The 20765-nt window shown below is 41.0% G+C and carries 18 protein-coding genes; 15 read left to right on the top strand and 3 right to left on the bottom strand.

Annotation, left to right across the window (positions count from 1 at the left end; translation table 11 throughout):
- The first annotated feature begins 204 nt into the window (after window positions 1-204).
- The 4 genes from rlmD (at window position 205) to ACTNES_RS05625 (ending at window position 4433) form a co-directional block, all read left to right on the top strand.
- Complete coding sequence (gene rlmD, locus ACTNES_RS05640) at window positions 205-1383, top strand: 23S rRNA (uracil(1939)-C(5))-methyltransferase RlmD (protein ID WP_291817096.1); 1179 nt, start codon at window positions 205-207, stop codon at window positions 1381-1383.
- Window positions 1384-1635: 252 nt separating this feature from the next.
- A complete protein-coding gene (locus ACTNES_RS05635) occupies window positions 1636-1848 on the top strand; it encodes a DUF4315 family protein (protein WP_291818183.1) in 213 nt (70 codons plus the stop codon).
- Window positions 1849-1939: 91 nt separating this feature from the next.
- Window positions 1940-3913 (top strand): hybrid sensor histidine kinase/response regulator, encoded by a 1974-nt coding sequence (locus ACTNES_RS05630; RefSeq protein ID WP_291818185.1) that lies wholly within the window; start codon window positions 1940-1942, stop codon window positions 3911-3913.
- 46 nt (window positions 3914-3959) lie between these two features.
- A complete protein-coding gene (locus ACTNES_RS05625; RefSeq protein ID WP_291818188.1) occupies window positions 3960-4433 on the top strand; it encodes a GNAT family N-acetyltransferase in 474 nt (157 codons plus the stop codon).
- Between the two features lie 221 nt (window positions 4434-4654).
- Here ACTNES_RS05625 and ACTNES_RS05620 read toward each other — a convergent pair whose 3' ends face one another.
- Both ACTNES_RS05620 and ACTNES_RS05615 read right to left on the bottom strand, forming a co-directional pair.
- Window positions 4655-6085, bottom strand: a complete 1431-nt coding sequence (locus tag ACTNES_RS05620) for an NAD(P)/FAD-dependent oxidoreductase (RefSeq protein ID WP_441038778.1) — start codon at window positions 6083-6085, stop codon at window positions 4655-4657.
- 217 nt (window positions 6086-6302) lie between these two features.
- On the bottom strand, window positions 6303-6524 hold the full coding sequence (locus tag ACTNES_RS05615; protein WP_291807526.1) for a helix-turn-helix domain-containing protein: 222 nt from the start codon (window positions 6522-6524) through the stop codon (window positions 6303-6305).
- A gap of 105 nt (window positions 6525-6629) precedes the next feature.
- On the opposite strand from ACTNES_RS05615, the gene ACTNES_RS05610 reads away from it, so the two are divergent.
- The 9 genes from ACTNES_RS05610 to ACTNES_RS05570 all read left to right on the top strand — a co-directional run bounded on the left by ACTNES_RS05610 (window position 6630) and on the right by ACTNES_RS05570 (window position 16508).
- Window positions 6630-6890: a hypothetical protein gene (locus ACTNES_RS05610; protein ID WP_291807523.1), complete on the top strand. Its 261-nt coding sequence runs from the start codon at window positions 6630-6632 to the stop codon at window positions 6888-6890.
- A gap of 53 nt (window positions 6891-6943) precedes the next feature.
- Window positions 6944-8239 carry a homoserine dehydrogenase gene (locus tag ACTNES_RS05605; RefSeq protein WP_291807521.1) on the top strand — a complete coding sequence of 432 codons (1296 nt, stop codon included), beginning with the start codon at window positions 6944-6946 and terminating at the stop codon, window positions 8237-8239.
- Between the two features lie 113 nt (window positions 8240-8352).
- Window positions 8353-9894 (top strand): 2,3-bisphosphoglycerate-independent phosphoglycerate mutase, encoded by a 1542-nt coding sequence (gpmI, locus tag ACTNES_RS05600; protein ID WP_291807518.1) that lies wholly within the window; start codon window positions 8353-8355, stop codon window positions 9892-9894.
- A gap of 229 nt (window positions 9895-10123) precedes the next feature.
- Window positions 10124-11464: an MATE family efflux transporter gene (locus ACTNES_RS05595; RefSeq protein ID WP_291818193.1), complete on the top strand. Its 1341-nt coding sequence runs from the start codon at window positions 10124-10126 to the stop codon at window positions 11462-11464.
- Between the two features lie 154 nt (window positions 11465-11618).
- On the top strand, window positions 11619-13184 hold the full coding sequence (locus ACTNES_RS05590; RefSeq protein ID WP_291807513.1) for a L,D-transpeptidase family protein: 1566 nt from the start codon (window positions 11619-11621) through the stop codon (window positions 13182-13184).
- A 133-nt stretch (window positions 13185-13317) separates the two neighbouring features.
- Window positions 13318-13629 (top strand): DUF3784 domain-containing protein, encoded by a 312-nt coding sequence (locus ACTNES_RS05585; RefSeq protein WP_291807510.1) that lies wholly within the window; start codon window positions 13318-13320, stop codon window positions 13627-13629.
- Between the two features lie 98 nt (window positions 13630-13727).
- The gene (gene sfsA, locus ACTNES_RS05580) at window positions 13728-14447 is read left to right on the top strand and encodes a DNA/RNA nuclease SfsA (protein WP_320813812.1); all 720 of its coding nucleotides are present in this window, start codon (window positions 13728-13730) and stop codon (window positions 14445-14447) included.
- On the top strand, window positions 14440-15495 hold the full coding sequence (gene mutY, locus ACTNES_RS05575) for an A/G-specific adenine glycosylase (RefSeq protein WP_291807507.1): 1056 nt from the start codon (window positions 14440-14442) through the stop codon (window positions 15493-15495). The genes sfsA and mutY overlap by 8 nt, the downstream gene beginning before the upstream one ends.
- Window positions 15492-16508, top strand: coding sequence for a glycosyltransferase family 2 protein (locus ACTNES_RS05570; protein WP_291807504.1), 1017 nt, complete (start codon window positions 15492-15494; stop codon window positions 16506-16508). The genes mutY and ACTNES_RS05570 overlap by 4 nt, the downstream gene beginning before the upstream one ends.
- Window positions 16509-16724: 216 nt before the next feature.
- On the opposite strand, the gene ACTNES_RS05565 is transcribed toward ACTNES_RS05570, so the two are convergent.
- Entirely contained in the window at window positions 16725-17408 is a 684-nt protein-coding gene (locus tag ACTNES_RS05565) for a phosphatase PAP2 family protein (RefSeq protein WP_291807501.1), read from the bottom strand.
- 309 nt (window positions 17409-17717) lie between these two features.
- On the opposite strand from ACTNES_RS05565, the gene ACTNES_RS05560 reads away from it, so the two are divergent.
- Both ACTNES_RS05560 and ACTNES_RS05555 read left to right on the top strand, forming a co-directional pair.
- Window positions 17718-18407 carry a response regulator transcription factor gene (locus ACTNES_RS05560; RefSeq protein WP_291807498.1) on the top strand — a complete coding sequence of 230 codons (690 nt, stop codon included), beginning with the start codon at window positions 17718-17720 and terminating at the stop codon, window positions 18405-18407.
- 141 nt (window positions 18408-18548) lie between these two features.
- On the top strand, window positions 18549-20759 hold the full coding sequence (locus ACTNES_RS05555) for a DNA topoisomerase III (protein WP_320813813.1): 2211 nt from the start codon (window positions 18549-18551) through the stop codon (window positions 20757-20759).
- Window positions 20760-20765 lie beyond the last annotated feature (6 nt).

Genomic DNA, 20765 nt, shown 5'->3' with positions numbered 1-20765 from the left:
GTTGGTGGATAAATGAGTAGGTATGTTTACTTAGCAAAAAACTTTAAAACCTTTTGTTTTAGCTAATAACAGGGTGTGAGTAGGAAAAAAATGGGAAGTTAGCATTAAAATTGAGAAACAGAATAGATGCTATTTGATTGCAGGAACCTGTTTTCGCTGTTATAATTATAGAAAGTATGCAGACAGAAAGCAGGTTAATTTTTCATGGAAGAAAAAATAAAAAAATGTAGCGTATCAAAAAAATGTGGAAGCTGTCAGTATCAAGGCGTTCCTTACAAAGAACAGCTGGCTGCTAAGCAGAAGAAAATGAGCAAACTTCTTAAGAAGTTTGGAAATGTAAAGCCAATTATTGGAATGGATGATCCATTTTATTATAGAAACAAAGTTCATGCAGTATTTGACAGAGATAGAAAAGGCAACATCATCTGTGGAACTTATGAGGCAAAAACACATAAAGTAGTTCCTGTAGAAGAATGTATGATCGAAGACAGGATCAGTCAGGAAATTATCCGTACAATTCGTGATATGTTGAAATCTTTTAAAATAAAAACATATGATGAAGACACAGGTTATGGCCTTCTTCGTCATGTTTTGGTAAGAAGAGGGTTTTCTACAGATGAGATTATGGTAGTCCTTGTTGTAGCATCTCCGGTATTTCCATCAAAGAATAATTTCGTAAAAGCCTTACGAAAAAAATATCCACAGATCACCACAGTGGTATTGAATGTCAATGATAAGAAGACCAGTATGGTGCTGGGAGAACGAGATATTGTAATTTACGGAAAAGGATTTATCCGCGATACACTCTGTGGATGTTCTTTCCGAATTTCTCCACAGTCATTCTATCAGGTAAATCCTGTACAGACGGAAATCCTGTATAAGACGGCAATTGAGTATGCAGGTCTTGGCAGAAAAGAAACAGTAATTGATGCTTATTGTGGAATCGGAACGATCGGATTGGTTGCTGCAAAGAGAGCAAAGAATGTTATAGGTGTGGAATTAAATCCCGATGCTGTGCATGATGCAAAAATTAATGCAAGAGAGAATAAGATTACAAATGCACATTTCTATCAGGGTGATGCCGGGGAGTTTATGGAAGCAATGGCAGAGAACGGTGAGACTGCGGATGTAGTGTTTATGGATCCGCCGCGTACAGGCAGTGATAAGAAATTTATGTCATCTATGATTAAGCTGGGACCATCTAGGATTGTATATGTATCTTGTGGCCCTGAAACTCTCGCAAGAGACCTGGAGTATCTTACGAAACACGGATATGAAGTAAGAAAAATACAGCCGGTTGATATGTTCAGTTTTACAGACCACTGTGAAAATGTCTGTCTTCTGACAAAGAGAAGAGGAGACAAGGTATCTGCGAAGTTTTAACAGAATCATGCATCAAATCGAAAGAGAGTATTAGTTTGATTAAATATCTGAACTTTTCATAAAAGTTACACTAAATGGCTAAAAAGCTTGAAAACAAGCCATTTTCCCCAAATTGGTCTTAGTGTAACTGTTACACTAAAACCATCCATGAAACTCTAGTATTTATGCGGTGTAGCGGATTTAGTGTAACTTTTTTGCAGAGTTCACAGAATAATCAGTCACTATTATCAAAAAATAAGGAGGAAGACACCTATGAGCAGGACACGTTCGATATCTTCGATTGATACTGAGATCAAAAAAGTTGAGAATGAACTGATCAAGGTTCAACAAAAGCAGGAGGCTCTTGAAGCCAGGCTACTTGAACTACAAAAAGCAAAGCATGAGATAGAATCCAAGCAGATCATGGATGCGTTTCATAACAGCGGCAAAAGCTTACGGGAACTGATGATTTTTTTGGAAGGATGAAGGCCTTGCCCCGAAAGGGGCAAAATGGTCTTTAGTGTAACTTTCATGCAAAGTCCACAAAATAGAATAACAGTGGAGGGAGTCTATTGCCATGGGTGAACAGCATATGGATGAAAAAAAGATTCTTCACACATCAAGAATCGGACTTTGGAGAGTGGAATTTTGCGATAATGAAGTAGGGCGGTTCTATGCAGATTCTATGATGGATGAACTTCTGGGGATCACAGAACCTGTAACACCGGAAGAACGTCAGGCATTTTTTTTAGAACGGATCCATCCGGATGACAGAGAACTGTTTCGGGAATATATGAGTAAACTGACAGAAACGCGAACAGAGATTGTATATCGTTATATTCATCCTGTTTCAGGTGAAATGCTGGTTCGCTGTGGCGGATGCAGAGATATGTCGGTGACAGACTGTGCCAGTATAATCGGTACGCATCAGGATATTTCGGATATCATGCGTCTGGAACGTGATAAATTTGCAGAACGCCGTCTGGCAGAACAGAATATGAATCTCAGAAGAGAACAGGTTATCCAGGAGAATTATTACAGAGATCTTCTGGATGTACAGAGTTGTGGACTGCTGGCATATACACTTCCAAGTCATAGAGTTATACATATGAACAAAGAAGCACTGAGAATGTATAATGTAAAAGACATCAGGGAAGTGCAGAAGAATCTGGGCACAATCCTTAAGAAAGTATATTATCCGGAAAAGGAAACTATTGAAAAATTAAAGCGTTTGCGCGATGAAGATGTTGTAGTTGACTATGAATGCATCATTAATAAAGACAGTGAGAAAGAATGCCATGCCATGGCAAAAACAAAGTCTATTTATCTGCCAAGTGGAGAAAGAGTTGCAGTAACTACATTTCTGGAAGTTTCTGATATGATGATGCTTCGAAAAGCCTTGCAGCAGGCACAGGATGGAAGCAAGGCCAAAACAGATTTTTTGTTTGCCATGTCGCACGATCTCAGGACTCCGATGAATGCGATTATTGGGTATGCGAATCTGATGGAGAGTCATTGGGGAGAAAAAGAGAAAACAAAAGAATATTTAAACAAATTAAAAGACTCCAGCTGTTTTCTGCTGGCACTGATCGGAAATATTCTGGAAGTGTCAAGAATTGAGAGTGGGAAGGAAACGCTGCATGAAACTGTATGGGATATCAGGAAACTAAATGGAACACTGGATGTTTTGCTGGAAAATGAAATCACTCGTAAGTGTCTGAAAGTTACCCGTCATATTGATATAACTCATCAGAATGTGCTGTGCGATACAATGAAATTGAGAGAGATTCTGATGAATCTTATGAGTAATGCAGTAAAATATACACCGACATATGGAAGCGTAGATGTAAATATAGAAGAGCTTTCTGCGGCAGAGCCGAATCATATGTTATTAAGGATCGCGGTGGCAGATTCTGGTATTGGGATCAACAAAGAATATATTCCACATCTGTTTGAAGCATTTTCCAGGGAAAGAAATACTTCGGAAAGCGGCATTATGGGAACCGGGCTGGGTCTGAGAATCGTGAAATCATTTGTGGAGTTGATGAATGGAACGGTCACAGTAGAGAGTACTCAGGGAAAAGGCAGCTGCTTTACAGTTGAAATCCCGTTAAAGCTGGCTTTGGCAGAGAACAGTAAACCGAATGAACAGCAGAAGCCGGAGATATCATTAAAGGGCAAAAGAATCCTTCTGGTTGAAGACAATGCCCTTAATGCGGAGATAACTTTGACGATTCTTTCTGATGCAGGAATTCAGGTGGAAATCGCAGAGAATGGAGAAATCGCACTTTATATGCTGAGAACAGCAGATGCAGGATATTATGATCTGATCATTATGGATATTCAGATGCCTGTTATGAATGGTTATCAGGCTGCGAAAATGATCCGTAAATTGCCTGACAGTCGGTCGAAGATTCCAATCATTGCTATGACTGCAAATGCATTCGAGGAAGACCGCAGAGCTGCTTTTGAAGCAGGAATGAACGGGTATGCTGCCAAACCGATTGAAATCGAAAAACTTATGCGTATAATTGCAGAGACAATAAATTAGAAACATAAAATGAGACTACTATTATATAATACGAGGGTCAATATATATGGAAATAAGAAAAGCATCTGTGCAGGATCTGGATCAGATCATGCAGATTTATGAAAAAGCAAGAGAATTTATGCGTACAAACGGCAATGCAGAACAGTGGGGAGACGAATATCCGTCAAGAGAACTGATAGAGCAGGATTTCGACCGCATGTATCTGTGCATAGAAAAGGAACAGATTGCCTGTGTATTCTACTATGCAGTGGAAGAAGATGACGACTACAGATGGATTAATGGAAAATGGCTGAACGAAGAACCTTATGCGGTAGTTCACAGGGTTGCATCAACAGGAATTGTGAAAGGCGCCGCCTCTTACTGCCTGGACTGGGCATATTCGCAGATACCGAATATCCGAATGGACACCTATGCAGATAATATTCCAATGCAGAGACTTCTGGAGAAATGCGGGTTTCAATATTGTGGTTCTTTTGAACGTGTAGGATTAGATAAATGGATGGCATATCATAGAGCATGATCTTAGATGTTTGGGCTGATTCTTTTAAATTAACCAGAATATAAACTAATGAGAATATAAAAATGGGGACTGTAGGTTCGAATGAGCTACAGTCTCCATTTTTTAACTGAAACTGCGGAGCAGATCAGTTTTATTCGATTATGAGCAAGTAACGAAGCAGATGATTTTATCCGCTTGACCGGATTTATCAGGTGGTAAAGAAACTATAGCTGTCTGATAAATTACAGATTCTCAACAATCTGACGTGCTACATAAACACCACTTGCAGAAGCATGTGACAGGGAATGAGTGACACCACTTCCGTCACCGATGATATACAGCCCTTTATATCTGCTCTCCAGATTTTCATTAATCTCAACTTCCATATTATAGAACTTAACTTCCACACCATAGAGAAGGGTATCGTCGTTTGCTGTACCAGGAGCAATTTTATCCAGAGCATAAATCATCTCGATGATTCCGTCAAGGATACGCTTCGGCAGAACAAGGCTCAGGTCACCAGGAGTAGCTGTCAGTGTCGGGCGTACCATGCCCTCTTCGATACGTGCGACGGTACTTCTTCTTCCACGTACCAGATCTCCGAAACGCTGAACAATAACGCCACCGCCAAGCATATTGGAAAGGCGTGCGATACTTTCGCCGTATCCATTACTGTCCTTAAAAGGCTCTGAGAAATGCTTTGCAACCAGAAGTGCAAAGTTTGTATTCTCGGTCTGCTTGGACGGATCTTCATAGCTGTGTCCGTTAGCTGTGACAATACCGTTTGTATTTTCGTTTACGACAATACCGTAAGGATTCATACAGAAAGTTCTTACATTATCTTCGAATTTTTCTGTTCTGTAAACAATCTTGCTTTCATAAAGCTCATCAGTTAGATGGGAGAAGATAACGGCCGGGAGCTCTACACGTACACCAAGGTCTACGCGGTTAGATTTGGTTGGGATATCCAGCTCCTTACAGACTTCTTCCATCCATTTGCTTCCGCTTCGGCCAACAGAAACAATACATTTGCTGCAATCTGTTGTACCGTCTTTTGTGATGATACGATAACCGTCATCCAGGAGCTGCAGATGATCTACCGGAGTATTAAAGAAGAAATCCACATGCTCTTTTAATTTGGCATAAAGATTCTCCAGAACTACATAATTGATATCTGTTCCCAGATGACGCACAGAAGCATCCAGAAGTTTTAATTTATTCTGCATACAGAGCTTCTTAAATTTTGTTCCTGCAGTAGAATACATTTTTGTATCCTGACCGCCGTAGGCAACGTTAATGTCATCTACATAACGCATCAGATCCAGAGCTTCTTTCTTACCGATGTGCTCATAAAGAGTTCCGCCAAAGTCATTGGTGATGTTGTATTTACCGTCAGAGAAAGCACCGGCACCACCGAAACCACTCATAATAGCACAGGTTTTGCATTTAATACAGGTTTTTACTTTATTTCCATCGATTGGGCAGTGCCTTTTATTCAGGGGATTACCTGATTCAAAAACAGCAATCTTAAGATCCTTGTTCTGTTCCATCAGCTCATAAGCAGAAAAAATGCCGCCAGGTCCGGCGCCAATGATTACTACATCATATTTCATATAGGTTACAATCCTTTCAAGTGAATATTTTTTACGGGTTGGTTTAATTATGGTTAGCATGTTGTATAATCCTTAAAAAGTATAACATAAATGCAGAAAAAAATCCTTTGTTTTTATAAATAAATTTATAGGTTAGATTTATAAATGAGTGCATTTTGAAGGAAATTTAGAAGAAGTCAAGTGTAGGATTTATGAAAGAAGAAATGCAGAAGAAACATTAAAAAATAGAGCAGATTGTTCTGTCAAAAGATACAAAACAATTATAACACAAAACAGATTATTTTTCCTGAGATACAGAGCTGTCCGGGATATGTTCTACAATATCTCCGAAATCGCAGTCAAGAATTGAACATAAAATATCAAGACTGCGGATTTCTACATTTTTATTATGGCGGAGTTTATCCAGAAAAGAATTACTGATCCCATAGTAGGTATACAGGTCATACTGGGAAATTCCACGTTTTTTCATTGTCTTCCATAATTTTGAGTAACTTATCATTTGTTATAACCGTCCATTTTGTTCTTGCTTCGTTTCTATTATCAAGGTAAAATGATTCTTATAACAGTGTCTTTATAACGACACTATGAGAAGGAAAGTGATAAGATGAAGACGATTAGAAAGGTAATGACAGGTGCAGGAACAGCATTGATATGTGCGGTAATGTATTACTGTTTTGTATGTGGTGCGCCGCGGCAGGGAAGAGGGCATCTGTTTTATATGGTAATAACAGGGATATTCTGTGTTTCAGTATGGACGGCTGTTATGGGAACTATATGGTATGTAAAATGGCTTCGCAGAAAGAATTCAGAGTTTGAAAATATGATAGATACTTTGCTGAAAAACATAGACGAACTTGACAAATAGGCGATTCTGCCCTAGTATAAAAACCAACGAACAAGAAAGGGGAATCCTGCAAAATGAGTGAAAAAGTCATCAAAGCCGCACTGTTAGGATTTGGAACAGTAGGAACAGGTGTATATAAAGTACTGAAGAATCAGGAAGAAGAAATGACAGCCAAGATCGGCTGTAAAGTTGAGATCAAGAAGATCCTTGTCAGAAATATCGAGAAAGCAGCAGCGAAACTGGAGGATGCATCCATTCTCACCAGCCAGTGGGATGAGATCGTAAATGATCCGGAGATTGAGATCGTGATAGAGCTGATCGGAGGTATTAATCCTGCCAGGGAGTATATCCTTTCTGCATTAAAAGCAGGCAAGCATGTAGTATCTGCAAATAAAGACCTGATTGCAGTACATGGACATGAACTCCTGGAAGCGGCACATGAGAATAAAGTAGATTTTCTGTTTGAGGCAGCAGTAGCAGGTGGAATTCCGATCATCAGACCGCTGAAGCAGTGTCTTGCCGGAAACCATATGACAGAAGTAATGGGTATCGTAAACGGAACCACAAACTTTATTCTGACCAAGATGACTCAGGAAGGTATGGAATTTAAGGATGCCCTGGCACTTGCCACAGAACTTGGCTATGCAGAGGCAGACCCGACAGCAGATATCGAAGGTCTCGATGCAGGCCGTAAAGTTGCGATCCTTGCATCTGTAGCTTTTAATTCCTGCGTAGTATTCAATGACGTATATACAGAGGGAATCGCAAAGATCACATCAAAGGATATCAACTATGCAAAAGAGATGGGACGCGATATCAAGCTTCTCGGTGTTGCCAGAAACGAAGCAGACGGAATCGAGGCATATGTCTGCCCGATGCTGATCCCGAGTTCTCATCCACTTGCAACTGTAAATGATTCCTACAACGCAGTATTTGTCCACGGAGATGCAGTAGAGGACGCTATGTTCTTCGGAAGAGGAGCAGGAGAACTTCCAACAGCAAGCGCAGTAGTAGGTGATGTATTTGATATCGTAAGAAATATCCTGATTGGATGCTGCGGAAGAATCGGATGCACCTGTTATAAGGAAATTCCGGTTAAGAAGATGGAGGACACACATAACCGTTATTTCATCCGTCTCAAAGTAGAGGACCGCTGTGGTGTACTTGCTGAAATGACCGCTATTTTTGCAAAATATCAGGTCAGCGTAGCTCAGATCATCCAGAAAGATACCAAAGTAGAAGGATGTGCAGAGGTAGTTGTGATCACTGAGAGCGTAAGAGAAGGCGATTTCAGAACTGCCATCGAAGAACTGAGAAACAGAGATTCCGTAAGAAAGATTTCTACGATTATCCGTGTATATGGCAAGTAAATCAGGAATAATAAAAGATATAAGCAAAAAAAGAATTGAAAAATCCTGAAATTTTGTTACTATATAAAGAGGTAAATCAGTTATTAATGAAACACATATAAAAGGAGAATATTATGAGCAAAAAACCAACCGTATTAATGATTCTTGATGGATATGGTCTGAATGACAAAAAAGAAGGAAACGCTGTATACATGGCTAAGACTCCTGTAATGGACAAGCTGATGGCAGAATATCCTTTTGTAAAAGGAAATGCAAGCGGACTGGCAGTAGGTCTTCCGGACGGACAGATGGGTAACTCCGAAGTAGGTCATATGAACATGGGCGCAGGTCGTATCGTATACCAGGAACTTACCAGAATCACAAAAGAGATCCAGGACGGAGATTTCTTCAAGAATGAAGCTCTTCTTGCAGCAATGAAAAATGCAAAAGAGAACAACTCTGCAGTACACTTTATGGGACTTCTCTCTGATGGCGGTGTACACAGCCACAACACACATCTCTATGGATTACTCGAGATGGCCAAGAGAGAGGGCGTTGAGAAAGTTTACGTACACTGCTTCCTCGATGGACGTGACACACCTCCTGCATCAGGAAAAGAATTTGTAGAAGCTCTCGAAGCAGAGATGAAGAAGATCGGTGTAGGTGAAGTTGCTACAGTTTCCGGACGTTACTATGCAATGGACCGTGACAACCGCTGGGATCGTGTAGAGCTTGCATACAATGCTCTTACATCCGGAGAAGGCGTAAAAGGAACAGACGCTGCTGCAGCAGTTCAGGCTTCCTATGACAATGATAAGACAGATGAATTCGTACTTCCTACAGTAATCGAGAAAGACGGACAGCCGACAGGTGTTGTATCTGACAATGACTCTGTTGTATTCTTCAACTTCCGTCCTGACCGTGCACGTGAGATCACAAGAGCATTCTGCGATGATGATTTCCAGGGATTTGAGAGAAAAGCAAGACCACACGTTACATTCGTTTGCTTCACAGAATATGATGATACCATCCAGAACAAACTGGTTGCATTCCACAAAGTTCAGCTTCAGAACACATTTGGCGAATACCTTGCAGCTCACAACATGACTCAGGCACGTATCGCTGAGACAGAGAAATACGCACACGTTACATTCTTCTTCAATGGTGGTGTAGAAGAGCCGAACAAAGGCGAGGACAGAATCCTTGTAAAATCTCCGAAGGTTGCAACTTATGACCTTCAGCCGGAGATGAGCGCACCACAGGTTTGCGAGAAACTGGTAGATGCGATTAAATCTGACAAATACGATGTGATCGTGATCAACTTTGCTAACCCGGATATGGTTGGCCATACAGGCGTACAGGAAGCTGCAGTAAAAGCAGTAGAGACTGTAGACGAATGCGTAGGCAAAGCAGTAGAAGCTCTGAAAGAAGTTGACGGACAGATGTTCATCTGCGCTGACCACGGTAATGCAGAACAGCTTATCGACTATGAGACAGGTGCTCCGTGGACTGCACATACAACAAACCCTGTACCATTCATCCTTGTAAATGCAGACCCGAAATACACACTGCGTGAGAACGGATGCCTTGCAGACATCGTTCCTACACTCATCCAGCTTATGGGAATGGAACAGCCTGCAGATATGACAGGTAAATCTCTTCTTGTAGAGAAATAATAGATGAAATAAAAAATGAAATAATCAGCGAAGCACTGAATGGATTCTTCGTGACTATAACGAAAAAGACCTCTGGGTTACCGGGGGTCTTTTTGTGATTATGTAGAAAATTGCGGAAATGGAAAACACATCTTGAAATGGAAAAAGTTTTCAACTATAATCGCTCTGATATCTGATGAAAAGTCAGGTAAATAAAATAATTTAAGAAAGGAATTTAGGGGGTATTGGAATGCAGACAGACATGACAGTTGGGAAACCAATGAAGATGATACTAGACTTTACTATACCTGTATTTATAGGTAATGTATTCCAGCAGTTTTACAACATGGCAGATGCCATAATCGTAGGAAAATTCGTAGGAACCAAAGGACTTGCAGCAGTAGGCTCCACAGGAACCATCATGTTCCTGATCATCGGTTTTCTTATGGGACTCACAGCCGGATTTACAGTTCTTACCTCACAGAAATTTGGTGCAGGAAAGATGGATGAGATGCGCCAGTCAGTAGGAAATGCGGGATTGTTATCCATTATTATTTCTGTGATCATGACCATCGGCAGCATGGTGGGAATGAGATCACTGCTGACACTGATGAATACACCGGAAGATATTTTCCAGGATGCGTATACTTACATTATGATCATCTGTGGAGGTATTTTTGCCCAGGTATTATATAATATCCTGGCGAGTATCCTGAGAGCTCTGGGAAACAGTAAGACACCATTGTATTTCCTGATCCTTGCGGCACTTCTGAATATCGTGCTTGACCTGGTGTTTATCATTGTTTTCCATATGGGCGTTGCAGGTGCTGCGTGGGCAACCATCACGGCACAGGGAGTATCAGGCGTACTCTGCCTAGTCTATATCATAAAATGTGTACCGGAACTGAGGTTAAAGAGAGAGGACTGGAGATTCCGTTCGGGGATTGCAAAAAATGAGATCATGGTAGGGATTCCTATGGGACTTCAGTATTCTATCACAGCGATCGGAACCATGATGGTGCAGTCAGCACTGAATATCCTGGGTTCTTATGCGGTAGCAGCATTTACAGCAGGCAATAAGATTGAGAACATTTTTACGCAGGCATACGTTGCGATCGGAACTACAATGGCAACTTACAATGCACAGAACATTGGTGCCCGCAAGCTTGACAGAGTGAGACAGGGATTTAATAGCGCACATATCGTAGGGATCATTTATGCCATTGTGACAGGTGTAATTATTTTCTTCTTTGGAAAATATCTGTCCTATCTGTTTATCTCAGATAATGCGGCAGAGGTTATTCCAATGGTTGACACTTATGTAAAATGTGTTGCAGTATTCTTCATTCCGCTGCATTTTGTCAATGCACTGCGAAATGGTATCCAGGGAATGGGATATGGACTGCTTCCTATGCTTGCAGGCGTAGCTGAACTTGCAGGCCGAGGTATCACAGCCATGATCGCAGCAGCTCATAAGAGTTACTTTGGTACATGTATGGCCAGCCCTATGGCGTGGGTACTTGCAGGCGGGCTTCTGATCATCATGTATTTCTATGTCATGAAAGATATGAAACGCAGACTGGGACTGTAGAAGTTCAGGCAGTTAATTGCCCGTTTATAAAATCTTTAAAAAAAAATTTAAGAAAAAAGTGAATACTACATGCAAACTGGAAGAATTATGTTATAATGAGAAAGCTGACAAAAGCGAATGAAACAGTAACACTTATTTATCGAGGAGAAAATAGATGGGCAACAAAGAGGAAAGAAACAATACTGCATCGGAAGGCAGCACAGAGGCAGTAAACAGACCCCGCAAGTCTGCAAGACCCGGACGGATTGCATATGTGCCGATCAGTGACGAGGATCTTGCACCATACGAACCACCTGTCCGTAAGAAACATAAAGGGTTAAAGATTACGGGAATCGCAGCCGCTATGGTGCTAGTAAGTGCAGGTGCAGCATATGCAGGAATGTCATATTATTACTCTGACAAATTTTTTGAAGGAACTTCCATCAACGGCATCGACTGTTCCGGCAAGACTGCATATGAGGCAGAGCAGGAGATTGCGAAGACGGTAGACGGGTATTCCATAGAAGTAGATGCCAGAGATCAGGATCCTGAGACAATTAAAGGAGATCAGATCGGCTACAGCTATGTTTCTGACGGAAGTATTCTTAAACTTCTGAAAGCACAGAAACCATATGAATGGATCCAGGGCTATTTCGAGATGAAGAACTATACAGTAACAGAGAACACCACTTATGATAAAGAAAAACTGAAAGAACAGGTCAAAGCACTGAACTGTGCACAGGAGGAGAATCAGGTAGCACCGGAGAATGCATATGTTGCATACGGTGATTCCCAGTTCGAGATCGTCCCTGAGACTGAAGGAAGCGAGCTTAATTTAAGAGAAGCATACAACGTTCTTTCAGAAGCTGTTTCGGAGAATGAGACATCTGTCGATTTTAACAGTAATCCAGATGTTTATGTGAAGGCAGACATCACCAGCGACAGTCCGGATCTGCAGGCTTCACTTGATGCATGCAACAATTTTACAAATGCAAGCATCACTTATACTTTTGGAGATGAGACAGTAACACTGGACGGAAACACGATCAAAGACTGGCTTAACTTTGATGAGAAGGGGCAGTTGATCATGGATGATGCATCCTTCCAGCAGAATATTGCCAATTATGTGGCACAGCTTGCAGCTTCACATGATACAGTGGGAACTGAGAGAGAATTCCAGACAACAAGCGGCAGAACAGTCAGTGTCTACGGTTCCGCATATGGATGGCAGATCGATCAGGCATCTGAAGTGGCACAGCTGACGCAGGAGATCCGGTCAGGAACACAGACTACCAGAGAGCCGGTTTATTCTATGACAGCGAATGCTCACGGATATAATGATATCGGTGATACTTACATTGAAGTAGACTTGAGTGAACAGCACATGTATTATTATCAGAATGGTGCAGATATTTTTGAATCAGACATCGTTTCCGGCGATATGCGTTATTCTGACCGCCAGACTCCTTCAGGTATTTATACACTCTATTATAAACAGAGTCCGGGAGTGCTCAGAGGTAAACAGCTTGCAAACGGTAAATATGAATATGAAGCAAAGGTAAATTACTGGATGCCGTTTAATGGAGGCATTGGTTTCCATGATGCGGACTGGCAGCCGTATTTTGGAGGTGACCGTTATCTGGAAGGCGGATCTCACGGATGCATCAATATGCCGCCTGACAAAGCAGGAGAACTTTATAACATTATTGAGTGTGACGTGCCGATTGTGTGCTTCTACTAAAAAGGATATTACGGGACTGTTGTGCAGGCAATAGTCCCGTAATTTTAACCGAATCAAGTAGCGAAGCGGATTATGAATATTCGCTTGACAATGTTTTGAGTTGTCATATAAGAAAATTGGAAGGAGAATAATTGTGGATTCTTTAGATCTGATATTAACAATTGCTGCTCTTGTAATAGGCGTAATGCTTCTGACAGGACATGGAAGTGTTTTTATGAAAGGTGGAAATGCAGAAGCACGAAAGAAATTTTACGATGAGAAGAAGATGGAGAAGGGCTGTGGTGTAGCGTTGATTCTGATTGGTATTTTGACAGGAATTGATATGTTTACAACAGGAATGGCTTTTAAGATTGGATACATAGTAGTTCTGCTGATTATCATTGTTGGTCTGATGTATTATCTGAGAGTAAAATGCAGAAAAACAGAAAAAGAAAAAATAGAATAGAATTTAAAGGGGATTGTTCACGATTGAAAGAGCGTGTACAATCCTTTTTGCGTTTCTTGATATTTTATGTTAAGATAGAGAAAGCTATCAGAGAGTAAATGAGGAAACCAGTAAAGAAGATGAAATATAATAACATAGAAAAAGCAGTCTTTCAAAACAGACCGAATCGCTTCATTGCACAGGTAGAATTAGGGGGACATACAGAAACCGTACATGTGAAGAATACGGGAAGATGCAGAGAACTGCTAATTTCGGGAACAGAAGTAATTCTGGAAAAGAGCTCCAACCCTGACAGAAAGACGAAATATGATCTGATTTGTGTAAATAAATCCGGTCGATGGATCAATATGGATTCTCAGGTACCAAACAAAGCAGCAGCAGAATGGATCAGAAACGGCAGTCTTTTTCCGGAAGAAGTGACAGTGAAGACAGAAAAAACTTACGGTAATTCCAGATTTGACATCTATGTGGAGTCAGAACAGAGAAAAGCATTTATTGAAGTGAAAGGTGTGACTCTTGAGGCAGATAACATTGCCAGATTTCCGGATGCACCTACCGAGAGAGGGATAAAACATGTGGAAGAACTGATCCGGTGTCTTGAAGATGGTTATGAGGCATATCTTCTGTTTGTGATCCAGATGAAAGGGGTTAAGAGGTTCGAACCTAACTGGACGACGCATCATGAATTTGGCGAAGCACTGCAGAGAGCACAGAAGGCAGGTGTAAAACTGATCGCAAGAGACTGTCTGGTCACAGAGGATACGATCGAGATACAGGATCCTGTCGAAATATGTTTAGTGGAGAAAAATCATGCTTGAAGAAATCGTAATACCTCTGGTAAAATGGTACAGAGACAATAAGAGAATACTTCCATGGAGAGATAAACAAAATGCGTATTATACATGGGTATCTGAAATTATGCTGCAGCAGACCAGAGTAGAAGCAGTGAAACCGTATTTTCAGCGTTTTATCACAGAACTTCCGGATATAGAAGCACTGGCAGACTGTCCGCAGGAGAAGCTTCTGAAGTTATGGGAAGGACTGGGGTATTATAACCGTGTCCGAAACATGCAGGAGGCGGCTCTGACTGTAAAAAAAGAATATAATGGCAGATTACCTGAAGATTATCAGGCTCTTCTGTCGTTAAAAGGAATAGGAAGCTACACTGCTGGTGCCATAGCATCTATTGCATACGGAATATCAGTTCCTGCAGTAGACGGAAATGTACTGCGTGTAATTTCCAGAATTACAGAGAGTACGGAAGATATCAGTAAGCAGTCTGTTCGCAAAAAGATAGAGCAGCAGATTCAGAAGATTATGCCGGCAGAATGTCCGGGGGATTTTAATCAGGCATTGATGGAACTGGGTGCTGTTATATGTGTCCCTAATGGTCAGGCAAAATGTGAAGAATGTCCTGTGGCATCTGCCTGTCTGGCACGAAAGCATGACAAAGTGGATGATATTCCTGTAAAAGCACCAAAGAAAGCCAGAACACTGGAAAACAAAACTGTATTTATCATTCAGGATGGAGAATATACAGCCATCAGAAAGCGCCCAGAGGCAGGGCTGCTGGCAGGATTGTATGAACTGCCGAATATACAGGGACATCTGGACAGAGAGGAAGCCCTTTCCTATGTTGAAGGTCTGGGACTTGATCCCCTGTATATAGAGAAACTTCCGCCTGCAAAGCATATTTTCTCCCATATTGAATGGAGAATGCAGGCATACAGAATAAAGGTCTCATCCCTGAAGAGAACACAGGATAAAGAACTTATTTTTGCAACCAGAGAACAATCCGGTAAACAATACGCAATTCCATCTGCTTTTGGAGCGTATGCAAAGTATATCAAGGAGGAAACAAGATGAAACTGTTAAGTATTGCGATTCCATGTTATAATTCTCAGGATTATATGGAGAAGTGTATAGAGTCATTATTAGTAGGAGGAGAGGAAGTTGAGATTCTGGTCGTTGACGACGGATCCTCAGACAGAACTGCTGAGATCGCCGATGCTTATGCGGCGAAGTATCCTACGATCGTGAAAGCTATCCACCAGGAGAACGGCGGCCACGGAGAGGCTGTAAATGCAGGTATCAGAAATGCTACAGGTCTGTATTTTAAAGTAGTAGACAGTGATGACTGGGTAAATAAAGAAGCATATATCAAGATTCTGGAGACTTTATATGAATTGTTAAGAGGTCCGCAGACAGTAGACCTTCTGATCAGTAACTTTGTATATGAGAAACAGGGTGCAGCCCGCAAGAAGGTTATGCAGTACCGCAGATGCCTGCCGCAGGACAGAGTATTCGGATGGGAAGAGGTAAAACATATGCCAAAGGGTAAATACCTTCTGATGCATTCCATGATCTACCGTACCGAACTGCTTCATGAATGTGGTCTGGAGTTGCCGAAGCATACATTCTACGTAGATAATCTGTTTGCTTTTGAACCACTTCCATATGTAAAGAATCTCTACTATCTGGATGTGAATTTCTACCGCTATTTTATCGGCAGAGATGATCAGTCCGTTAATGAAAAAGTAATGATCAAACGTATCGACCAGCAGATCCGTGTAAACAAACTGATGGTAGATGCTTATATTAACTGTCCAAATACAGATAAACATCTGAAAAATTATATGTTCAGCTATCTGGATATTATCACAACGATCTCTTCCATTATGCTGATCCGCGCAGATACAGAGGAATCATTACAGAAGAAAAAAGAACTTCTTGAGTACATCAAACTGCAGAACCGTGCTGTGTACAGAAGACTGCGCCACAGTCTCTTCGGCAGAGTCATGAATCTCCCTGGAAGGGGCGGCAGAAAGGTGTCTGTAGCAGCATATAAGATCAGCCAGAAATTCTATGGATTCAATTAATTTTATCTGACAGTATTTGTCTGATCTAACAAAACCAGGTAAACAGCGAAGCGCATGATTTTATCTGTCTGACTAAATTACAAATAAATTTTGATTATCTAAAAAGCAGAACACCTGATAAGAAACAAATAGTTGTTTCTTATCAGGTGTTCTGCTTTTATTTTTTAACCGAATCAAGTAAGTCCCTTGTTTCAATTGCGAATATCCGCTTGACTATTAATTTTCACTTTTTTTTCTTTCTGCATTTCTGAAATAATCGGCTCTGGAAGATTCAGTCACCTTTCTTGGGTAAAAAACCACAAAGCCAAACAATGCAAGTGTAGCGCCCATACATACATCAATTACAGAATGCTGCTTCAGGAACATCGTTGACATGATGATCAGAGAAGTAAGGGTAAGGGACGCAGCCTTTACAAGCTTCTTATCTCGAAGAACTTCACAGTTTGTAAGCGACATATGAATTGCAAGAGAATTAAATACATGGATACTCGGAAGAATGTTTGTAGGAGTATCTGTACTGTACAGCCACTTTACTGCAGATGTGAAGATGTTGTCCCTTGGAAATTCTGTCGGGCGTAAATGCTGGGCATTCGGATAAACGTAAGAAACGATCAGAAAAACGGTCATTCCCATCATAAGATTAAATGCCAGCTGATAATATTCATGTTTATTCTTATTAAAAAAGATAAAATAGGCTACCGCCAGGATCATATATGGAAACCATAACATGTAAGGAACAATAAAAAACTCACAAAATGGAATCCAATCGTCAAAAACTGTATGTACGATATGATAGCTGTGGATTGGTCTGTGCTCCAGCCAGCCAAACATCAGAATATAAACAATGCTGTAAATAATAATAACAAGTCCGTGTCGATATTTGTCAATAAAACGCTTCACAATGTCACCTTCCTTGTATGATCTGTTATGAACGATAATCTGTATTAATTCTGTAACGCTTTATTTCTTTAATTATCATATCATCTTCATACTTTTTTTACAAATAAATTTTCTCATAAAGTATATAAAAATTTTATTAAAAAATCGGAAATAAAATGTGGGATTTTACAAAGTTTTAACGGAAAGTCAAACAAAGATTTAACGGGGAATCTTTATACTAAGACTAATGAATTAAATAAAGAGGCTTTTATTTCTGTGTAAAACAGAGATATCTGCCAGTAAAAAATATTAAAAATGGAGAAAAACAAAATGATATATTTGGTAGAAGATGATGAGAGCATTCGTGAACTGGTAATTTACACCCTGAAAAGTCAGGGATTTGAAGCAAAGGGTTTCGAGAGACCATCCCTTTTCTGGAAAGCACTTGAAAAAGAACAGCCGGTATTGTTGCTTCTGGATGTTATGCTTCCTGAAGAAGACGGTATTTCCATATTGAAAAAACTGCGCATGCGTCCAGATACTCGGAAACTTCCGATCATCATGCTGACTGCCAAGAGCAGTGAATATGATACAGTAGTAGGCCTGGACAGCGGAGCAGACGATTATATTCCAAAGCCCTTCCGAATGATGGAACTGATTTCCAGAATCCGTGCATTGCTGAGAAGAACAGAAGATGACGGTGTAGAGGAATATCAGATAGGAAATCTCTATGTCTGCCCTGCCAGACATATCGCCACAGTGGATAAACAGAATGTAAACCTTACGTTAAAGGAATATGAAGTTTTATGTCTGTTGCTGAAGAACAGCGGAACCGTTCTCTCAAGAACACAGCTTCTGAATCAGGTATGGGGATACGAATTTGACGGAGAGAGCAGAACAGTGGATGTACATATCCGAACACTGAGACAGAAACTGGGTACAGCAGGAGAACTGGTGGAAACAGTACGTGGAGTTGGATATAAGATTGATATAAAGCAGGCAGAATTATTTGTAAATTAGACCTATCTATGCTATACTTTCATAAGAGAAAAAATCAGCGGTCAGGGCAATAGAAAACCCTGGCTGCAGATTTTTTATGCCATAGAAAATTATCAGAAAAGTATTTCATAATATTTCAATGACATAAAAAGGAGTTTATCTATGAAATCATTAGTAATAGCAGAGAAGCCATCTGTTGCCAGAGATATTGCCAGAGTCCTTCACTGTATGCAGAAAGGCAACGGAACTTTGGAAGGAAAAGAATATGTAGTTACCTGGGCACTGGGGCATCTTGTGACACTGGCAGATCCTGAGGAATACGATAAGAAATATACAAAATGGGAAATGTCCACACTTCCCATGATGCCGGATAAGATGAAACTGGTAGTCATCCGTCAGACCGGTAAACAGTACAATGCAGTTAAAACACAGCTTTACAGAAAAGATATCAAGGATATTATCATTGCCACAGATGCCGGACGAGAAGGAGAACTGGTTGCCCGTTGGATTCTTGATAAAGCAGACTGCCACAAACCAATCCGCAGACTTTGGATCTCATCTGTTACAGACAAAGCGATCAAAGAAGGCTTTGCGAATCTGAAGAACGGACATGAGTACGATAACCTGTACAGAGCAGCAGTTGCAAGAGCAGAGGCAGACTGGCTCGTAGGAATGAACGGAACCAGAGCACTCACCTGTAAATACAATGCGCAGCTTTCCTGTGGACGTGTACAGACACCGACACTTGCAATGATTGCGAAAAGGGAAGAGGAGATCCGTGCATTTAAGCCAAAAGAATATTACGGGCTTACGCTGAAAGCCGGAGATGTTACCTGGACATGGAGAGAATCAAAGAGTAAGAGTTTCAGAACTTTTAATAAAGAGAAAGCAGAGGAAATCGCATCTGCTGTCCGAAATCAGGCACTGGAAGTATCTTCCGTAACCAGTAAAGAAAAGAAATCTTTTGCACCGGGCTTATATGACCTGACTACATTACAGAGAGAAGCAAATCAAAGATATGGTTATTCAGCCAAACAGACACTGAACATTATGCAGCGTCTGTATGAGAATCATAAAGTCCTTACGTATCCGAGAACAGATTCCAGATATATCGGCAAAGATATTGTACCTACGATCAAAGAACGTCTGAAAGCCTGCGCAGTCGGACCGTACAGAAAACTGGCAGGAGCACTGATGAATCAGCCGATCCGTGCAAACGGAAGCTTTGTGGATGATAAAAAGGTCAGTGATCATCATGCGATCATTCCTACGGAACAGTTTGTCCAGCTTGATCATATGACAAATGAGGAGCGAAAGATTTACGACATGGTAGTACGCAGATTCTTAAGCGTGCTGTATCCGCCGTTTATTTACGAGCAGGTAAGTATGGAAGGAAAGACAGTTGGAGAACTGTTTGCAGCCAGCGGTAAAGTTGTAAAGAGCGTCGGATGGAAAGAAGTGTACGAGAATATGGACACAGATGGAAGCGATGACGATATAGATTCGGCTGATGAATCTCAGAAACTGAAAGATCAGAACCTTCCTCAGATGAGAGAAGGTGAAAAGCTACATATTGATAGTGTATCCATGAATACAGGCAAGACAAAACCGCCTGCGAGATTTACAGAAGCTACACTTCTCGCTGCGATGGAGAATCCTGTACGATATATGGAGAGTCACGATGTGAAAGCTGTGAAAACTCTTGGCGAGACAGGCGGTCTGGGAACCGTTGCCACCAGAGCAGATATTATTGAGAAACTTTTTAATAGCTTTCTTATGGAAAAGAAAGGCAATGAAATCCATTTGACTTCCAAGGCAAAACAGCTCCTGGAGCTGGTACCTGAAGAACTACGCAAACCGGAGCTGACTGCAGACTGGGAGATGAAGCTGGGAAATATCGCCAAGGGCAAGATGAAGCAGGAAACATTCTTAAAAGAAATCCGAAATTATACCTGCGATATTGTAGATGAGATTAAGACTGGAGAGGGGACCTTCCGTCATGATAATCTTACAAACAAGATCTGTCCAAATTGCGGCAAGAAGCTTCTTGCAGTTAACGGAAAGAATGCAAAGATGCTGGTGTGTCAGGACAGAGAATGTGGTTACAAAGAGACTGTATCCAGAACTACTAATGCACGCTGTCCAAAGTGTCATAAACGTATGGAAATGTATGTGAAAGGTAAGGAAGAAACATTTATCTGTGTCTGCGGATACAAGGAGAAACTCTCTGCTTTCCAGGCAAGAAGAGCCAAAGAAGGCGCAGGAGTCAACAAGCGTGATGTCCAGAAATATATGAGACAGCAGCAGAAGGAAGCCAAAGAACCGGTAAATAATGCATTTGCACAGGCACTTGCAGGATTGAAACTGGATTAGAGATAG

It is taken from the genome of Blautia sp. HCP3S3_D9 (assembly GCF_052063845.1).
GTDB lineage: Bacteria > Bacillota > Clostridia > Lachnospirales > Lachnospiraceae > Blautia_A.
Note: the sequence above shows the minus strand (reverse complement) of the source record. Positions and strands in the feature narration are given on the sequence as shown.